Here is a 17,094-nt window from a genome sequence, read left to right on the forward strand (position 1 = left end):
ACCTGACTGCGAGCCGCTGTGCGCGACGCTGTGCGAGTCGTCGCGCAAGCCGTCGTGCGAGCCGCGCGAGCCGAAGAGATACCGCAGAACCACCGAAGAGAACCGAAGGGAAGTCGATGGCGTACGACCTGATCACCATGGGGCGGATCGGAGTGGACCTGTATCCACTGCAGACCGGTGTGCCGCTCGCCCAGGTGACGTCCTTCGGGAAGTTCCTCGGCGGATCGGCGACGAACGTCGCGGTCGCCGCGTCCCGCCTCGGGCGGAGCACCGCGGTGATCACGCGGACCGGCGACGACGCCTTCGGCCGCTATCTGCACGACGCCCTGCGCGACTTCGGCGTCGACGACCGCTGGGTCACGTCGGTCCCCGGCCTCAACACCCCGGTCACGTTCTGCGAGGTGTTCCCGCCGGACGACTTCCCGCTGTACTTCTACCGCCAGCCCAAGGCGCCGGATCTTGAGATCGACGCCCACGAGCTGGACCTGGACGCGGTCGGCGAGGCGAAGATCTTCTGGGTGACGGGCACCGGCCTGAGCGAGGAGCCCAGCCGCACGGCGACCCTGGCCGCCCTCACCCACCGCGCCAAGTCCGGTACGACGGTCTTCGACCTCGACTGGCGCCCCATGTTCTGGAAGAACCCGGCGGAAGCCCGGCCCTTCTACGTCGAGGCCCTCCGCCACACCACCGTCGCCGTCGGCAACCTGGACGAGGTCGAGGTGGCGACCGGTGTGCGCGAGCCGCACGCCGCCGCTCGCGCCCTCCTGGACGCCGGAGTCGAACTGGCGGTCGTCAAGCAGGGCCCGAAGGGTGTTCTCGCCGTCAACAGCAAGGGCGAGAGCGCCGAGGTGCCCCCGCTCCCGGTGACCGTCCTCAACGGCCTCGGCGCCGGCGACGCCTTCGGCGGCTCCCTCTGCCACGGCCTCCTCGAAGGCTGGGACCTGGAACGCATCATGCGCCACGCCAACGCGGCCGGCGCGATCGTCGCCTCCCGCCTGGAGTGCTCGTCGGCGATGCCCACCCCGACCGAGGTCGAGGCGGCGCTGGCGGCGGGGGCGGTTCTGTGAGCGCCACCGCACCGACCGGCAACGGCGCCAACCCCCTTGCCCCGCTTGCCTCCACTGCCCCCCTTGCCCCGCTCGCCCCCGTGGACATCTCCGCCCTCGCCACCACCCGCGCCCGTCACCCCGAGGCCATCGCGGAAGCCGCCGCCCGTCGGACCCGGCGCCCCCTCCTCGGGGACTCCGGCCGGCTGATGATCGTCGCCGCCGACCACCCGGCCCGTGGCGCCCTCGGGGTCGGCAACCGCAAGCTGGCCATGGCCAACCGCGCCGACCTGCTCGAACGCCTGTGCCTCGCGCTGTCCCGGCCCGGTGTCGACGGTGTCCTCGCGACCGCCGACATCCTGGACGACCTGCTCCTCCTCGGCGCGCTCGACGGCAAGGTCGTCATGGGGTCGATGAACCGCGGCGGTCTCTCCGGCGCCAGTTTCGAACTCGACGACCGCTTCACCGGCCACCGCCCCGAGGACATGACCCGCCTCGGCTTCGACGCCGGCAAGCTGCTCGTACGCATCGACTACGACGACCCGGGCTCCCTCAGCACCCTGGAGTCCACGGCCCACGCGATCGACGCGATGGCGGAGCGTCAACTCCCGCTGTTCGTCGAGCCGTTCATCAGCAGGCGCGGCCCCGACGGCAAGGTCCGCAACGACCTCTCCGCCGAGGCCGTCACCAAGTCGATCGCCATCGCCTCGGGCCTGGGCGGCAGTTCGGCGTACACCTGGCTGAAGGTCCCCGTCACCGAGAACCCGGACGACATGGCCGAGGTCATGCAGACCTCCACCCTGCCCGCCGTGCTCCTCGGCGGCGAGGTCGGGGACGATCAGGAGGGCGCGTACGAGAAGTGGCGCGGCGCTCTCCAACTCCCCACCGTCCAGGGCCTGGTGGTCGGCCGCTCGCTGCTGTACCCGGCGGACGGCGATGTGACCGCAGCCGTGGACACCGCCGTCGGACTGCTGTGAGGCGCGCGATGACCAACGGCAGCGACAACAGTCTGTACGTCGAACGCGGTACCTCCGGCAACGCGCAGTACGCCGTCGACATCGACCCCAAGCGGGCCGGCTGGACCCACAGCAGCCTGCGCGTCGTGGAGTTGGCCCCCGGCGGCACGCACACCTTCACCACCGGTGACAGTGAGTGGATCGTGCTGCCGCTGGGCGGCGGTTGTACGGTGCAAGTAGAGGACGGCACGGAGCACGACGAGTTCCAACTCCTGGGCAGGGAAAGCGTGTTCGCGTCGGTCACCGACTTCGCGTACGTACCCCGTGACGCCCGGGCACAGATCGCCTCCGGCGCGGGAGGCCGCTTCGCCCTGGCAGGAGCGAAGTGCGGGCGACGACTCCCCGCTCGCTACGGCCCCGCGCCGGAGGTCCCCGTCGAAGAGCGCGGCAGCGGAACCCAGTTGCGGCACGTCCGCAACTTCGCGTCCGCCGACGCCTTCGACTGCGACAAGCTGATCGCCGTCGAGGTCATCACTCCCGGCGGCAACTGGTCCTCGTACCCGCCGCACAAGCACGACGAGCAAGTACCGGGCGTGGAAGCGGAGTTGGAGGAGATCTACTACTTCGAGATCGACGGCCCGAACGGTTTCGGCTATCAGCGCGTATCCCCTTCCCGTGAGGGCGGATCCGACGTCCTCGCGGAGGTCCGCTCCGGCGACGCCGTCCTCGTACCCGACGGATGGCACGGCCCCTCCATCGCCCAGCCCGGCCACGACATGTACTACCTCAACGTCATGGCGGGGCCGGGTGAGACGAGGGAGTGGCGGATCTGCTTCCACCCGGACCATACGGAGGGATACCGATGACGGTGCAGACCTCGACGACGAGGCTCACGGTCGCGCAGGCGCTCGTACGCTTCCTGGCCGCTCAGTACACCGAACGGGACGGCGTCCGACGCCGGTTGATCGAATCCACCTGGGGCATCTTCGGCCACGGGAACGTCGCCGGCCTCGGCCAGGCGCTCATCGAGTACGGCGCCGACATGCCGTTCCACCAGGGCCGCAACGAACAGTCCATGGTGCACGCGGCAGTTGGCTACGCGCGTCAGTCCAACCGCCTCTCCACGCACGCCGTGACGACGTCGATCGGCCCGGGCGCGACCAACCTGGTCACCGGCGCCGCGCTCGCCACGATCAACCACCTCCCGGTCCTGCTCCTCCCCGGCGACACCTTCGCGACCCGCCCGGCGGACCCGGTCCTCCAGCAGCTCGAAGTCCCGTACGCCGGTGACGTGTCGGTCAACGACTGTCTGCGCCCGGTGTCGCGCTACTTCGACCGCGTGACACGCCCCGAGGCACTGATCCCGGCGGCGCTGCAGGCAATGCGCGTACTGGCGGACCCAGTTGAGACGGGCGCCGTAACTCTCGCTCTCCCGCAGGACGTTCAGGCCGAGGCGTACGACTGGCCGGACGAGTTCTTCGCCGAGCGCGTGTGGCATGTACGCCGTCCGGCCGCCGACGCCGAGGAACTGACGGAGGCGGTACGGGCGATCCGCGCCGCCCGCCGTCCCCTGATCGTCGCGGGCGGCGGAGTCCACCACAGCCGCGCGGAGGACGTGCTGGCGGAGTTCGCCGCGGCGACCCGTATCCCCGTCGCCTCGACTCAGGCCGGCAAGGGCTCTCTCCACTACCTCCACCCCCAGGACGTGGGCGGCATCGGCCACACGGGAACGGCGACGGCGGACGAACTCGCGCGCCTGGCAGACCTGGTGATAGGCGTCGGCACCCGCTACACAGACTTCACCACGGCGTCCAACACCCTGTTCGCGTCGCCGGACGTCCGCTTCCTGAACCTCAACATCGCCCCGTACGACGGCCACAAGCTGTCCGCCACCCCGCTGATCGCGGACGCCCGCAGCGGCCTGCAACAGCTGACGGAGGCCCTGGCGCTGCACGAGCACCGGGTCGCGGACACGTACACCCGCGAGTACACCGAGGACAAGGAACGCTGGGAACAGCGCGTCGACGCGGCCTACGAGGCCGACGAGCCGGATGTCCGGCCCACGCAGCCGCAGGTCCTGGGCGCGCTGGACGAGATCGCCGACGAGTCGGACGTCATCATCAACGCGGCGGGTTCACTCCCCGGTGACCTGCACAAACTCTGGCGCGCCCGATCGCGGGACCAGTATCACCTGGAATACGGCTACTCCTGCATGGGGTACGAGATTCCGGCCGCGATCGGTGTGAAGCTGGCGGCGCCCGAGCGTCCCGTATGGGCGCTGGTGGGCGACGGCACGTACCTGATGATGCCGACGGAGATCGTGACGGCCGTACAGGAGGGGATCGCGATCAAGCTCCTCCTGATCCAGAACCACGGCTACGCGTCCATCGGCGGACTGTCGGAGTCGGTGGGCGGCGAGCGCTTCGGCACCGCCTACCGCTACCAGTCGGACGACGGTACGTACACGGGTGCTCCGCTGCCCGTGGACCTGGCCGCCAACGTGGCGAGCCTGGGCATGCGCGTCCTGCGCGCGAAGACGGTACGGGAGCTGCGGGCGGCGCTCGCCGAGGCCCGTGCCGCCGACACTCCCACTTGTGTCTACGTCGAGACGGAAACGGCAGACACAGTGTCGGGCGCGCCTCCGGCGCAGGCCTGGTGGGATGTTCCTGTGGCCGAGACCGCGACCCGCCCGTCGGCGGTCAAGGCACGTGAGCTGTACGAACGGCACGTCTCTACCCGACGCCGCCATCTGTGAAGGAGAACCTGGGCATGACGAAGATCGTCAACCACTGGATCGGCGGCAAGACCGTCGAGGGCGCGTCGGGCACGTACGGGCCGGTCACCGACCCCGCGACCGGCGCGGTCACCACGAACGTCGCCTTCGCGACCGTCGACGAGGTCGACGCGGCGGTGGCGGCGGCCAAGGACGCGTACGCGACCTGGGGCAAGGCGTCCCTCGCCAAGCGCAGCACCATCCTCTTCAAGTTCCGCGCACTGCTGGACGCGAACCGGGACGCGATCGCCGAGCTGATCACGGCGGAGCACGGCAAGGTGCACTCCGATGCGCTGGGTGAGGTCGCCCGAGGCCTGGAGATCGTCGAACTCGCGTGCGGGATCACCGTGCAGCTGAAGGGCGAGCTGTCGACGGAGGTGGCGAGCCGGGTCGACGTCTCGTCGATCCGTCAGCCCCTCGGTGTCGTCGCGGGCATCACGCCGTTCAACTTCCCGGCGATGGTCCCGATGTGGATGTTCCCGATCGCCATCGCGTGCGGCAACACCTTCGTGCTGAAGCCGTCCGAGAAGGACCCGTCGGCGGCGATGAAGCTCGCCGAACTGCTGGCCGAGGCGGGCCTGCCGGACGGCGTCTTCAACGTCGTCCACGGCGACAAGGTGGCGGTCGACCGCCTCCTGGAGCACCCCGACGTCAAGGCGGTCTCCTTCGTAGGCTCGACGCCGATCGCCCGCTACATCCACACCACGGCCTCGGCGAACGGCAAGCGCGTCCAGGCCCTGGGCGGCGCCAAGAACCACATGCTGGTCCTCCCGGACGCGGACCTGGACGCGGCGGCCGACGCCGCGGTGTCGGCGGCCTACGGCTCGGCGGGCGAGCGCTGCATGGCGATCTCGGCCGTGGTCGCGGTGGGCGCGATCGGCGACGACCTCGTGCAGAAGATCCGCGAACGCGCGGAAAAGATCAAGATCGGCCCCGGCAACGACCCCACCTCCGAGATGGGCCCGCTGATCACCAAGGTCCACCGCGACAAGGTGGCCTCCTACGTCACCGGCGCGGCGGCCGAGGGCTCCGAGGTGGTCCTGGACGGCTCCGGCTTCACGGTCGAGGGCTTCGAGGACGGCCACTGGATCGGCATCTCCCTCCTCGACAAGGTCCCCACGACGGCGAAGGCCTACCAGGACGAGATCTTCGGCCCGGTCCTGACCGTCCTGCGCGTCGACACCTACGAGGAGGGCCTGGCGCTGATCAACGCCTCCCCCTTCGGCAACGGCACCGCGATCTTCACCCGGGACGGCGGCGCCGCCCGCCGCTTCCAGCTGGAGGTCGAGGCCGGCATGGTCGGCGTCAACGTCCCGATCCCCGTCCCGGTGGGCTACCACTCCTTCGGCGGCTGGAAGGACTCGTTGTTCGGCGACCACCACATCTACGGCAACGACGGCACCCACTTCTACACCCGAGGCAAGGTCGTCACCACCCGCTGGCCCGACCCGGCGGACGGCCCGTCGGGCGTCGACCTCGGATTCCCGCGCAACCACTGAGCCGGTTCCCGCTGTACGCCGGTGCCCCGCTTCCCTCCGGAGGCGGGGCACCGGCGTACACGCAGGTACTCAGCCCTGCTGCTGGCTGGCCGACTTGAGCAGCTCGCTGACGTCGGCCGTCTGCGCCGTCGGCGGCGGTGTGACCTTTGCCGTGGCGCCGAACTTCCGGAAGTCCATGGTGACGGTCATCGTCCCGATCTTCTGCTTGATCCGGACCGGCAGGTCCTTGGCGCCGACCCAGACGTCCATGTCTATGGACGTCCCGCCGCCGGTCGCCGAGTCGAAGAGGGTGCCCTCCTTGCCGTAGACCTCCTTCAGCCCGCCCATCCGGCTCTGGTCGATCACGGCCCGGTAGTGGGTCGTGCGCTGCCCGTTCAGGGTCTGTACGCCCAGATCCTCGACGTCCTTCGCGTACTTGAGGCTCCGCATGAAGGCCGTAGGACTGCCACCGCCGCTCGCGGTCACCGCTTGGGCGCCTTGCTCGCCGAACACGACCGACCCGTCGACCTTCATCCACTCCTTGCCCTTGAAGGGGCCGGAGGGCTGCGGGTCGACGTCGTAGTAGTAGTCGCCGCCCACGAACAGCGCGTGGATGGTCGGGTCGTCCTGGACGTCCTGCATCTGCGCGGCCCTGGTGTCCATCTCGAGGTCGTACGCGAACCCGTCGCCCCAGGAGTACGTACCCTCCATGGCAATCGGGCCGTTGCCCAGGTCGGTGGTCACGGAGACCTCGGCGGACCCCAGTTCCTCGGTCCGGTCGGTCGCCCGGGCGAGCGCCGCCATGATCGCGCCGGTGTCGTCCACCGCCTCGGCGGCGTGCTTGACGGTCTCCGCGCCGCACCCGGAGGCCGCGACCAGCGCCGCCGCCGTGAACCCCACCCAGGCAGCGGTGTGCCGCAGCTTCATGTGTTCCCCCATGGCTGTGTGTCCGTTGTGAACACTGAACTGTAGTGCGAAGCACTGACATCGCCGCGACGGATTATCGAGTCACGGCCCGATCACCGGCCGATCATGTGCCCGTCCGTACCACGGCTGGTGTACGCCGTCCCGTGCCGTACGCCTCCAGGATGGCCGGAGGTTCCGACCGGTGGTTGCCCCGGATGTCAGCGGCGGCCCGTACCGTTGACGCATGGATCTTCGAATGCCCGGACTGCGAGGGGCGCGGCCCCGGCGGCCACGACGGCTGATCGCCGTCGTGGCCGCCGCCGTCGTCCTGCTCGCCGGTGCCGGTACGTGGACGGCCGTCGCCTCCGGCGACGCGCCCGCGGTGCACCGCGCCGACCGGGTCATGGACGTCGGCGGCGGGGTGCGCATCGACACGTCGTACTTCACGGCGGGGTCGAGCGACGACCGCCGCCCCGCCGTCCTGCTCGCGCACGGATTCGGCGGCAGCAAGGACGACCTGCGCGACCAGGCCCAGGACCTCGCCCGCGACGGGTACGCGGTACTGACCTGGTCCGCGCGCGGCTTCGGCAGAAGCACCGGCAAGATCGGGCTCAACGACCCGAAGGCCGAGGTCGCCGACGTCTCGAAACTCATCGACTGGCTGGCCGCGCGGCCGGAGGTCCAGCTCGACAAGAAGGGCGACCCGCGCGTCGGCATGGCCGGCGGGTCCTACGGCGGCGCCATCTCGCTCCTCGCCGCCGGGTACGACCAGCGGGTCGACGCCATCGCCCCGGCCATCACCTACTGGAACCTCTCGGACGCCCTCTTCCCCAACGGCGTCTTCAAGAAGCTGTGGGCCGGCATCTTCTTCAACACCGGGGGCGGCTGCGCCAAGTTCGAGACGCAGCTCTGTGAGATGTACCAGCGGGTCGCCGAGTCCGGGCAGCCCGACGCCGCAGCGGTGAAGCTCCTCGAAGAGCGCAGCCCCGAGGCCGTCGGCGACCGCATCAAGGTGCCCACCCTGCTGTTCCAGGGCCAGACCGACTCCCTCTTCCCGCTCGGCCAGGCCGACGCCGCCGCCAAGGCGATCAAGGCCAACGGCGCACCCGTGGACGTCGACTGGATCGCCGGCGGCCACGACGGCGGCGACATGGAGACCTCCCGCGTCCAGTCCCGGGTCGAGTCCTGGTTCGACCGGTACCTCAAGGACGACAAGGGCGCCGACACCGGCTCCGCCTTCCGCGTCACCCGTACCCTCGGCTCCGGCTCCGGCGACGGCGAGCCCCGCCTCGCCGGTACGACCGACGACACCTACCCGGGCCTGGAGAGCGACCCGCGGTCGATCGCCCTCGCCGGACGCGAGCAGACCTTCGAGAACCCGGCCGGCGCCAGCCCGCCCGCCGTGTCGGCCCTGCCCGGCCTCGGCGCCGGCGGCGGCCTCTCCCAGCTGTCCTCGCTCGGTGTCAGCATCTCCCTCGACTTCCCCGGCCAGTTCGCCGCGTTCGAGTCGAAGCCCGTCACGGACGACCTCCAGATCACCGGCTCGCCCACGGCCACGGTCCATGTGAAGTCGACCAGCGAGGACGCCGTCCTCTTCGCCAAGGTGTACGACGTCGGCCCGGACGGCAGATCACAGGTCCTCCCGTCCCAGCTGGTCGAGCCCCTCCGCGTCGAGGGCGCCAAGGCCGGCAAGGACGTGAAGCTCACCCTCCCGGCCATCGACCACGAACTCGACGACGGCCACCGCCTCCGCCTGGTCCTCGCCTCCACCGACCTCGGCTACGCCTCCCCGCTGACCCCGGCGACGTACACCGTCTCCCTGAAGGGCGCCCTGGAGGTGCCCACGCCGCTCGGCCGGGCCGACCGTACGGACGTCCTGCCCGCCTGGGTCTGGTACCTGCCGATCGCCGGCGCCCTGATCGCCGCGCTCCTGCTGGTCACCGGCCGCCGCCGGATCGTCACCCCCGCCCCCGACCCCGCGCTCGCCGAGGTCCCGCTCCAGATCACCGATCTGAGCAAGAAGTACAAGAACGGCGACCGCTACAGCGTCCGCGATCTCACCTTCCGCGTGGAGAAGGGCCATGTCCTGGGCCTGCTCGGGCCGAACGGCGCGGGCAAGACGACGACCCTGCGCATGCTGATGGGCCTGATCCAGCCGGACGCCGGCCAGATCCGCGTCTTCGGCCACGCGATCGTGCCGGGCGCCCCGGTGCTCTCCCGCGTCGGCGCCTTCGTCGAGGGCGCGGGCTTCCTCCCGCACCTGTCCGGCCGCGAGAACCTGGAGCTGTACTGGGCGGCCACAGGTCGCCCGGCCGAGGACGCCCACATGGACGAGGCCCTGGAGATCGCCGGCCTCGGCGACGCCCTGGCCCGCGCGGTCCGCACCTACTCCCAGGGCATGCGCCAGCGCCTCGCCATCGCCCAGGCCATGCTCGGCCTGCCCGACCTCCTCATCCTCGACGAGCCGACCAACGGCCTCGACCCGCCGCAGATCCGCGAGATGCGCGAGGTGATGATCCGGTACGCGGAGGCCGGCCGTACGGTCATCGTCTCCAGCCACCTCCTGGCGGAGGTCGAGCAGACCTGCACGCACCTGGTCGTCATGGACCACGGCAAGCTCGTCCAGGCGGGCCCCGTCAGCGAGATCGTCGGCTCCGGCGACACGCTGCTGGTCGGCACGTCCGAGCCCGTGGACGAGCCCCTCGTCGAGAAGATCGCCGCCCTGCCCGGCGTCGACTCGGCCGTACGCGCCGACGGCGGCCTGGTGGTCCGCCTCGACACCGACGGCAACGCCCGCCGACTGGTCGCCGAACTCGTACGGCTGGAGGTCCCCGTGGAGTCGGTCGGCCCGCACCGCCGCCTCGAAGACGCCTTCCTCACCCTGATCGGAGAGTCCGCATGAGCACGCTGGCCGAGCGTGCCGAGCACGCAGAACCCGGGCCCACGGAACCCAAGGGGCCCAAGACGCCCTTGGAGGTCGCCGACGGCTACCGCGCGGGCCGCACCCTGCCCTTCCGGGTCGAGTTGGTCCGGCAGCTGAAGCGCCGCCGCACCATGGTCATGGGCGGCATCCTGTTCGCCCTGCCGCTCGTGCTGCTGATCGCCTTCCAGGTCGGCGGCACGCCCGGCGAGGGCAGCAACCGGGTGAACCTGATGGACACGGCCACCGCGTCCGGCGCGAACTTCGCCGCGGTGAACCTGTTCGCCGCGGCGGGCTTCCTGCTCGTCATCCCCGTCGCGCTGTTCTGCGGCGACACGGTCGCCTCGGAGGCCAGCTGGTCCTCCCTGCGCTACCTCCTCGCCGCTCCCGTGCCGCGCGCCCGGCTGCTGTGGTCCAAGCTCGCCGTCGGACTCAGCCTCAGCCTGGCGGCGCTCGTGCTGCTGCCGGTCGTCGCGCTCGTCGTCGGCTCGGTGGCGTACGGCTGGGGCCCGCTGGAGCTGCCCACCGGCGGTGAGATCGCCCCGGGCACCGCCGCGCAGGCCCTGCTGATCACCGTGGCGTACATCTTCGTGTCCCAACTGGTCACCGCCGCGCTGGCGTTCTGGCTCTCCACGAAGACCGACGCCCCGCTCGGCGCGGTCGGGGGCGCCGTCGGCCTCACCATCGTCGGCAGCGTCCTCGACGAGGTCACCGCCCTCGGCGACTGGCGCCACTTCCTGCCCACACACTGGCAGTACGCCTGGCTGGACGTCGTCAACCCGAAGCCCGACTACACCGACATGATCCAGGGCGTCTCCCTCTCGGTAACGTACGCCCTGGTCCTGTTCGCCCTGGCCTTCCGGGGTTTCGCCCGCAAGGACGTCGTCTCCTAGGTCACCGGAGGATCACCTACCGGTCTCGGAGGCGGCCTCTCGTGGCCACTTCGAGATCCATCCGCAATGCCCCGTACCGCACATTCCGGCCCCCTTCGCCGTCACAGTCACAGAAGTTGACGTCGGCCGACGTCAACGGACGGAGGGGGCACGGCAGATGGAGCGGTACGGGAGCCACCGAACACGACACCTGCGCGGCGCACTGATCGCGCTGACGGCAGTGAGCGGGCTGCTGCTGACCGGATGCAGCGGCGTGAGCGACGGCAGCAGCAGCGACAGCGGCCAGGGCAACGGCCAGAGCGGCAAGCAGGATTCCGGCGGCGGCTCGGGGGGCTACGTGCCTTCTCTGCCCGACAGCTCCGGCGAGCAGCAGGACGGCGACCAGAGCGGACGCGAAGGCACCACGGAGGGGGAGTCGGAAGGGGAGACGGACGGCGAGTTCGCCCCGTCCCCCGACTACCTCTCCACCTTCGCCCTCGACGTCGACACCGCCTCGTACGGCTACGCGCGCCGCACCCTCGCCGACGGCCGCCTGCCCGACCCGGCGACGGTCCGGCCGGAGGAGTTCGTCAACAGCTTCCGCCAGGACTACGAACGCCCCGACGGCAACGGCTTCTCGGTCACCGTCGACGGCGCCCGCACCGACCGCAAGAACTGGTCCCTGGTCCGCGTGGGCCTGGCCACCCGCACCGCCGAGGAAGAGGGTGAACGCCCGCCCGCAGCGCTGACGTTCGTCATCGACATCTCCGGTTCCATGGCCGAGCCAGGCCGCCTCGACCTCGCCAAGGACTCCCTCGGCGTGATGACGGACCGACTGCGCGACGACGACTCCGTCGCGATCGTCACCTTCAGCGACGAGGCCGAGACCGTCCTGCCGATGACCCGCCTCGACGACCACCGCGACGAGGTCCACGACGCGATCGACGACTTGGAGCCCACCGAGTCGACGAACCTCGGCGCGGGCGTCCGCACGGGTTACGCCACAGCGGTGGAGGGCCTCCGTGAGGACGCCACGAACCGGGTCGTCCTGGTCTCGGACGCACTGGCCAACACAGGCGACACCGACGCCGACTCGATCCTCGACCGCATCTCCGACGCCCGCCGCGAACACGGCATCACCCTCTTCGGCGTAGGCGTCGGCAGCGACTACGGCGACGCCCTGATGGAACAGCTCGCCGACAAGGGCGACGGCCACACCACCTACGTCTCGAACGAGACCGACGCCCGCAAGGTGTTCTGCGAGCAGCTCCCGCGCAACATCGACCTCACGGCCCGCGACGCCAAGGCCCAGGTCGCCTTCGACCCGGAGACGGTGGCCGAGTTCCGCCTGATCGGCTACGACAACCGCCGGGTCGCCGACGACGACTTCCGCGACGACAGCGTGGACGGGGGAGAGGTGGGCCCCGGCCACACGGTCACCGCCCTCTACGCCGTCCGCACCAAGCAGTCCACCTCGGGCCACCTCGCCACGGCAACGGTCCGCTGGCTCGACCCCGAATCCCGCGAACCCCACGAGGAATCGGGCCAGTTGGAGTCGAACACCCTGAACGACACCCTCTGGAACGCCCCGCCCCGCTTCCAGGTGACAGCGGTGGCCGCATACTTCGCCGACGCCCTACGCAGGGGCGACGACCGCTGGACCACCCTGCCGAGCACCCCGACCCTGGGCGAACTGGCCGAGAGGGCGGATGAGCTGGCAGAAACGACGGAAGACAATGCGGTACACCAACTGGCGGAGGCAATAGAACAGGCGAACCGCTATGAGGGCTAGGTGGCGCGCAGCGCCCCGTTAGGGGCGCGGGGAACTGCGCGACCAGCCCCCACCGCCCCGCGGCCAACGAACCACCTGTTTCTGCGCAACCCATTGAACTTCCGCTACGCCCAAGTAACTTGACTTGGACTCAGGAGGACCAAGACCACCGGGAGCCGGCACCATGGGCGTACGCAAGGACCTGAAACAGGCAAAGCGCCGCACCGACCTGGCGACCCGCCACCAGGTCGACCTGACCCGCGACGAGAAGACCAACACCGTCCGCGAGGCCAGCGCCGCCCCGATGGTCGCACCCCCCACCACAGGCAGCACCGCAGACCTCCCCTACACCAACGCCACCGAGGCCCCGGACGCGGTGATCCTGCGCCGCCGTACCGCCGACGGCACCTGGCACCCGATCACAGCCGCCACCTTCGCCGCCGAAGTCACCGCCACCGCAAAGGGGTTGATGGCGGCGGGCCTCGAACAGGGCGGCCGGGTCGCGGTGATGTCCCGTACCCGCTACGAGTGGACGGTCCTGGACTTCGCGATCTGGGCGGCCGGCGGCCAGACCGTCCCCGTCTACGCCACCTCGTCCGCAGCCCAAGTGGACTGGATCGTCAGGGACTCGGGGGCTCGCCTGGTGGTGACGGAAACGCCCGACAACACGGCCACCGTCACCACCGGCACGGCCGCCCACCCCGAACCCCCGCGCATCCTCACCCTGGACGAGGGTGCGATGGCCGAACTCACCACCCTGGGCCGGGACATACCCGACGACGAGGTGGCCAAGCGGCGCGCCGCCCTGACCCCCGACACCACCGCCACCATCTGCTACACCTCCGGCACCACAGGCCAGCCGAAGGGCTGCGTCCTCACCCACGCCAACCTGCACCACGAGGCAGCGAACGTCATCGAGCTGCTGCACCCGATCTTCAAGGAGGTCACCGGCCAGACCGCCTCGACCCTCCTCTTCCTCCCCCTCGCCCACATCATGGGCCGCGCCCTTCAGATCGGCTGTCTGATGGCCCGGATCGAGATCGGCCACTTCCCCAGCATCAAGCCCGACGAACTCCGCCCGGTGCTGCGGGAGTTCAGGCCGACCTTCCTTGTCGGCGTCCCGTACCTCTTCGAGCGGATCCACGCCACCGGCCGCGCGACCGCGGAGAAGATGGGCCGAGCCTCCTCCTTCGACCGCGCCCACCGCATCGGCGTCCGCTTCGCCGAGGCGTACCTGGAGAAGTTCCTCGCGACAGACGGCAAGGTCGCCAAGGGCCCCGGCCCCGGCCTCTACGCCGCCTGGGCCCTGTACGACCTGCTCGTGTACCGCCGTATCCGCAAGGAGCTGGGCGGGCGCATGCGGTACGCCATCAGCGGCGGCTCCCCGCTCGACCGCGACCTCAGCCTCTTCTTCTACGCCGCCGGAATCATCGTCTACGAGGGCTACGGCCTCACCGAGACGACCTCCGCCGCCACCCTCGTCCCGCCCCTGGCCCCCCGCCCCGGCACGGTCGGCCTCCCGGTCCCCGGCACCGCCGTCCGGATCGCCGACGACGGTGAGGTCCTCGTCAAGGGCGGGGTCGTCTTCGGCGCCTACTGGAACAACCCGGCGGCGACGGACGCGGTACTCGGCAGCGACGACTGGTTCGCGACCGGCGACCTCGGCGCCCTCGACGACGACGGCTACCTCACCATCACCGGCCGCAAGAAGGACATCATCGTCACCTCCGGCGGCAAGAACGTAGCCCCGGCCGTCCTGGAGGACCGGCTGCGCAGCCGCGCCCCGGTCGGCCAGTGCATGGTCGTCGGCGACAACCGCCCCTTCGTCGCCGCCCTGATCACCCTCGCCCCCGACTCCGTCGCCCACTGGCTCGCCGTACGGGGGATGCCCGCCGACACCCCGATGTCCGAGGTGATCCGCGATCCCCGGATGCGCGCCGACGTCCAACGGGCCGTGGACCACGCCAACGCGGCGGTCTCCCGGGCCGAGTCGATCCGCGCCTTCACCCTGGTCGAGGGCGAGTTCACCGAGGACAACGGCCAGCTCACCCCGTCCCTCAAGGTCAAACGCCATGCGGTACGGGAGGCGTACGCGGCCGAGATCGAGGCGCTGTACAGCAAGTGACGCACGTATGACGCACATAGCCCCGTAGAACGCCGAACGGCGGGCCACCGGAGAACCGGTGACCCGCCGCCGCAACCGAGCGGGGAGGCTCAGCTGTTGCCGGCGCCGTTGCCGGACAGCACGGGGATGTCGCTGAGGATGTGCGACAGGGGCTCGTCACCCTTGGCCTGCGTCGAGTTCTCGACACACTGCTGGTTCTGCGGGGCCGACAGGATCGGGATGTCCTGGACGGCGATCGGCACCAGGCCGACGACGGAACCGACGTTGAGCTTGGCCGGGAGGCCGACACACGGCTTGTTCAGCGAACCCTGGACCAGCGAGAGCTGCGGGCTCATGTCACCGAACGTGGCCGAGTTGCCGAACTCCTGCTCGGCGCCGTTGCCGCTGACGGAAGTGGTGCCACCGTCATCGGCGATCGCCAGGGCCTGGGGTGCTGCCGTCGCCGAGATACCGGCGACGGAGGCGGCGATGGCCGCGGTTGCCCACAGCTTCTTCATGTTCATTCCCTTCGAAAAGCGGACTCCGGTGAGGAGCTGCGTGATCGTCAACGGCCGAACCCCGGCCGGGGTTGCGGTGATTGCCCCGATTGGCCCAGCGTGCGAGGTGTACGAGTCGAGATTCAGGGGCAAGCGAGCCGGTTCCCGCGCACCGGTACGTCCTTCCCGAACACCGGCGGATCGTCGGGCCGGGGATCCGTGCCCGCCGCGATCAGCGGCCGGTCCTCGCGCACCTTGGTGAACATCGCCTTGGCCTTCGCGTCGTGCCAGCGCAGCGTCGAACCGATGCCGTCCATCGGCGGGTTGAACCCGGCGATCGGCACGGTGGCGAACTCCGTCCGCGTGGCCGGCACCTTGCTCAGCGTCGAGGCGAGCGTGACGAGCGCCTTCGCGCCGTCCTTCCCGAAGCCCTGCTCGACCTTGGCCGGCCCGAGCAGCGTCCGGGCGACCCGGCCCATGACGACGGGGTCGGTGAGGACCTTCCGGGCGGTCAGCTGTTCCAGCGCCGCGACCAGGAACCGCTGCTGCCGCTGGATCCGCCCCAGGTCGGCGCTCTGGTCGACCTTCCGCGAGCGGACGTACTGCAAGGACTGCCCGCCCTTGAGCAGATGCCGTCCCGGCGTCAGATTCAGCTTGGTCTTGGGGTCCTTGAGCCGCCGCGCGGTGCACACCTCGACCCCGCCGACCTGGTCGACGGCGTCGATGAACCGCCGGAAGTCGAGCTGCAGATACTGCTCGACACTCACCCCGGTCACCGCCTCCACCGTATGTTCGACCAGTCGGGCGCCGCCCTCCGCGTACGCGCCGTTGAGCTTCGCGGGATGCGCGGGGCGCTGCCTCCCGGACTGTTCGTGCCTGTACGCCGGAATCGTGGCGAAGGAGTCGCGCGGCAGGCCGATCACGCTGACGCGGTCGCGCTTGGCGGACACATGGATGAGCATCATCACGTCCGCGCAGTTGCAGGGAACGCCGCCCGCGTGGAACTTGCGGCGCTCCTTCTCGGTGATGGTGCTACGGCCGTCCGTACCCAGCAGCAGGATGTCGGTGCCCTTGGCGGGGACGGCGCCGCCCACGGGGGCCAGCGGCGGCTGCTCGGGCGTACCGCAGCCGATGGCGGTCGCCGCGCACAGCACCGCGACACCGCACAGCCGGGAGAGCCGGGACAGGTGGGCAGGACGGGAAAACCGGAACAAAGGGTGTCTCGTCGTCACCTGACGCAACGTAGGCCAGCGGGCCGCCGAGAATTCGACGGCCCGCTGGTGAGAACTCGAAGAGAGCCCGGACGTACGCCCGACTCAGTCGTCTCAGTTGTTGCCCACGCCGTTGCCGGACAGGACCGGGATGTCGCTGAGGATGTGCGACAGGGGCTCGTCGCCCTTGGCCTGCGTCGAGTTCTCGACACACTGCTGGTTCTGCGGAGCCGACAGAACGTTGATGTCCTGGACGGCGATCGGCACGAGGCCCACGAGCGAACCGGCGTTGACCTTGGCCGGCAGACCGATGCAGGGCTTGTTGAGCGAGCCCTGGATGAGCGCCATCTGGGGGCTCATGTTGCCGTACGTGGCGGAGTTGCCGTACTTCTGGATGGCGCCGTTGCCGCTGGTGGACGTCGTGCCACCGTCGTTCGCGATCGCCAGCGCCGGGGTCGCCACCGCAGCGGAGGCACCGACGACGGAAGCGGCGATCGCCGCAGCAGCCATAACCTTCTTGATCACTTGCAAGTCCCTTCGGAAGAAACCCCGTCCACCGG

13 protein-coding genes are annotated in these 17,094 nt (G+C 70.4%); 9 read left to right on the forward strand and 4 right to left on the reverse strand.

Annotated features, from left to right (window positions below):
- Positions 1-116: 116 nt before the first annotated feature.
- From iolC to mmsA, 5 genes are all read left to right on the forward strand, one after another.
- Entirely contained in the window at positions 117-1,067 is a 951-nt protein-coding gene (iolC, locus tag ACWDR4_RS23530; RefSeq protein WP_450411267.1) for a 5-dehydro-2-deoxygluconokinase, read from the forward strand.
- 80 nt (positions 1,068-1,147) lie between these two features.
- Positions 1,148-2,023, forward strand: a complete 876-nt coding sequence (locus ACWDR4_RS23535) for a Cgl0159 family (beta/alpha)8-fold protein (RefSeq protein WP_450411348.1) — start codon at positions 1,148-1,150, stop codon at positions 2,021-2,023.
- Positions 2,024-2,031: 8 nt separating this feature from the next.
- Positions 2,032-2,868 carry a 5-deoxy-glucuronate isomerase gene (gene iolB, locus ACWDR4_RS23540; RefSeq protein WP_450411269.1) on the forward strand — a complete coding sequence of 279 codons (837 nt, stop codon included), beginning with the start codon at positions 2,032-2,034 and terminating at the stop codon, positions 2,866-2,868.
- On the forward strand, positions 2,865-4,757 hold the full coding sequence (iolD, locus tag ACWDR4_RS23545) for a 3D-(3,5/4)-trihydroxycyclohexane-1,2-dione acylhydrolase (decyclizing) (RefSeq protein ID WP_450411271.1): 1,893 nt from the start codon (positions 2,865-2,867) through the stop codon (positions 4,755-4,757). Before iolB ends, iolD begins: the two co-directional genes overlap by 4 nt.
- 14 nt (positions 4,758-4,771) lie before the next feature.
- Positions 4,772-6,274, forward strand: a complete 1,503-nt coding sequence (mmsA, locus tag ACWDR4_RS23550; protein ID WP_450411273.1) for a CoA-acylating methylmalonate-semialdehyde dehydrogenase — start codon at positions 4,772-4,774, stop codon at positions 6,272-6,274.
- A 69-nt stretch (positions 6,275-6,343) separates the two neighbouring features.
- On the opposite strand, the gene ACWDR4_RS23555 is transcribed toward mmsA, so the two are convergent.
- Positions 6,344-7,180 (reverse strand): hypothetical protein, encoded by an 837-nt coding sequence (locus ACWDR4_RS23555; RefSeq protein WP_450411350.1) that lies wholly within the window; start codon positions 7,178-7,180, stop codon positions 6,344-6,346.
- Positions 7,181-7,403: 223 nt separating this feature from the next.
- Between ACWDR4_RS23555 and ACWDR4_RS23560 the strand changes: the two genes are divergently transcribed.
- From ACWDR4_RS23560 to ACWDR4_RS23575, 4 genes are all read left to right on the forward strand, one after another.
- Positions 7,404-10,061 (forward strand): alpha/beta fold hydrolase, encoded by a 2,658-nt coding sequence (locus ACWDR4_RS23560; protein ID WP_450411275.1) that lies wholly within the window; start codon positions 7,404-7,406, stop codon positions 10,059-10,061.
- Entirely contained in the window at positions 10,058-10,972 is a 915-nt protein-coding gene (locus ACWDR4_RS23565) for an ABC transporter permease (RefSeq protein ID WP_450411277.1), read from the forward strand. Before ACWDR4_RS23560 ends, ACWDR4_RS23565 begins: the two co-directional genes overlap by 4 nt.
- Before the next feature lie 157 nt (positions 10,973-11,129).
- Entirely contained in the window at positions 11,130-12,743 is a 1,614-nt protein-coding gene (locus tag ACWDR4_RS23570; RefSeq protein WP_450411279.1) for a YfbK domain-containing protein, read from the forward strand.
- Positions 12,744-12,906: 163 nt separating this feature from the next.
- On the forward strand, positions 12,907-14,847 hold the full coding sequence (locus ACWDR4_RS23575) for an AMP-dependent synthetase/ligase (RefSeq protein ID WP_450411281.1): 1,941 nt from the start codon (positions 12,907-12,909) through the stop codon (positions 14,845-14,847).
- An 89-nt stretch (positions 14,848-14,936) separates the two neighbouring features.
- Here ACWDR4_RS23575 and ACWDR4_RS23580 read toward each other — a convergent pair whose 3' ends face one another.
- The 3 genes from ACWDR4_RS23580 to ACWDR4_RS23590 all read right to left on the reverse strand — a co-directional run bounded on the left by ACWDR4_RS23580 (position 14,937) and on the right by ACWDR4_RS23590 (position 17,059).
- Positions 14,937-15,344, reverse strand: a complete 408-nt coding sequence (locus ACWDR4_RS23580) for a rodlin (protein WP_105975079.1) — start codon at positions 15,342-15,344, stop codon at positions 14,937-14,939.
- A 122-nt stretch (positions 15,345-15,466) separates the two neighbouring features.
- Positions 15,467-16,555 carry an LCP family protein gene (locus tag ACWDR4_RS23585; protein WP_450411284.1) on the reverse strand — a complete coding sequence of 363 codons (1,089 nt, stop codon included), beginning with the start codon at positions 16,553-16,555 and terminating at the stop codon, positions 15,467-15,469.
- A 93-nt stretch (positions 16,556-16,648) separates the two neighbouring features.
- On the reverse strand, positions 16,649-17,059 hold the full coding sequence (locus tag ACWDR4_RS23590; RefSeq protein ID WP_450411286.1) for a rodlin: 411 nt from the start codon (positions 17,057-17,059) through the stop codon (positions 16,649-16,651).
- Positions 17,060-17,094 lie beyond the last annotated feature (35 nt).

This window comes from Streptomyces sp. NPDC000878 (assembly GCF_053599695.1).

What these genes read in the sequence shown, in the direction of transcription:
- iolC (WP_450411267.1), top strand. Translation starts at nt 117, where the DNA reads ATGGCGTACGACCTGATCACCATGGGGCGGATCGGAGTGGACCTGTAT.
- iolB (WP_450411269.1), top strand. Translation starts at nt 2,032, where the DNA reads ATGACCAACGGCAGCGACAACAGTCTGTACGTCGAACGCGGTACCTCC.
- iolD (WP_450411271.1), top strand. Translation starts at nt 2,865, where the DNA reads ATGACGGTGCAGACCTCGACGACGAGGCTCACGGTCGCGCAGGCGCTC.
- mmsA (WP_450411273.1), top strand. Translation starts at nt 4,772, where the DNA reads ATGACGAAGATCGTCAACCACTGGATCGGCGGCAAGACCGTCGAGGGC.
- ACWDR4_RS23555 (WP_450411350.1), bottom strand. Translation starts at nt 7,180, where the DNA reads ATGAAGCTGCGGCACACCGCTGCCTGGGTGGGGTTCACGGCGGCGGCG.
- ACWDR4_RS23560 (WP_450411275.1), top strand. Translation starts at nt 7,404, where the DNA reads ATGGATCTTCGAATGCCCGGACTGCGAGGGGCGCGGCCCCGGCGGCCA.
- ACWDR4_RS23565 (WP_450411277.1), top strand. Translation starts at nt 10,058, where the DNA reads ATGAGCACGCTGGCCGAGCGTGCCGAGCACGCAGAACCCGGGCCCACG.
- ACWDR4_RS23570 (WP_450411279.1), top strand. Translation starts at nt 11,130, where the DNA reads ATGGAGCGGTACGGGAGCCACCGAACACGACACCTGCGCGGCGCACTG.
- ACWDR4_RS23575 (WP_450411281.1), top strand. Translation starts at nt 12,907, where the DNA reads ATGGGCGTACGCAAGGACCTGAAACAGGCAAAGCGCCGCACCGACCTG.
- ACWDR4_RS23580 (WP_105975079.1), bottom strand. Translation starts at nt 15,344, where the DNA reads ATGAAGAAGCTGTGGGCAACCGCGGCCATCGCCGCCTCCGTCGCCGGT.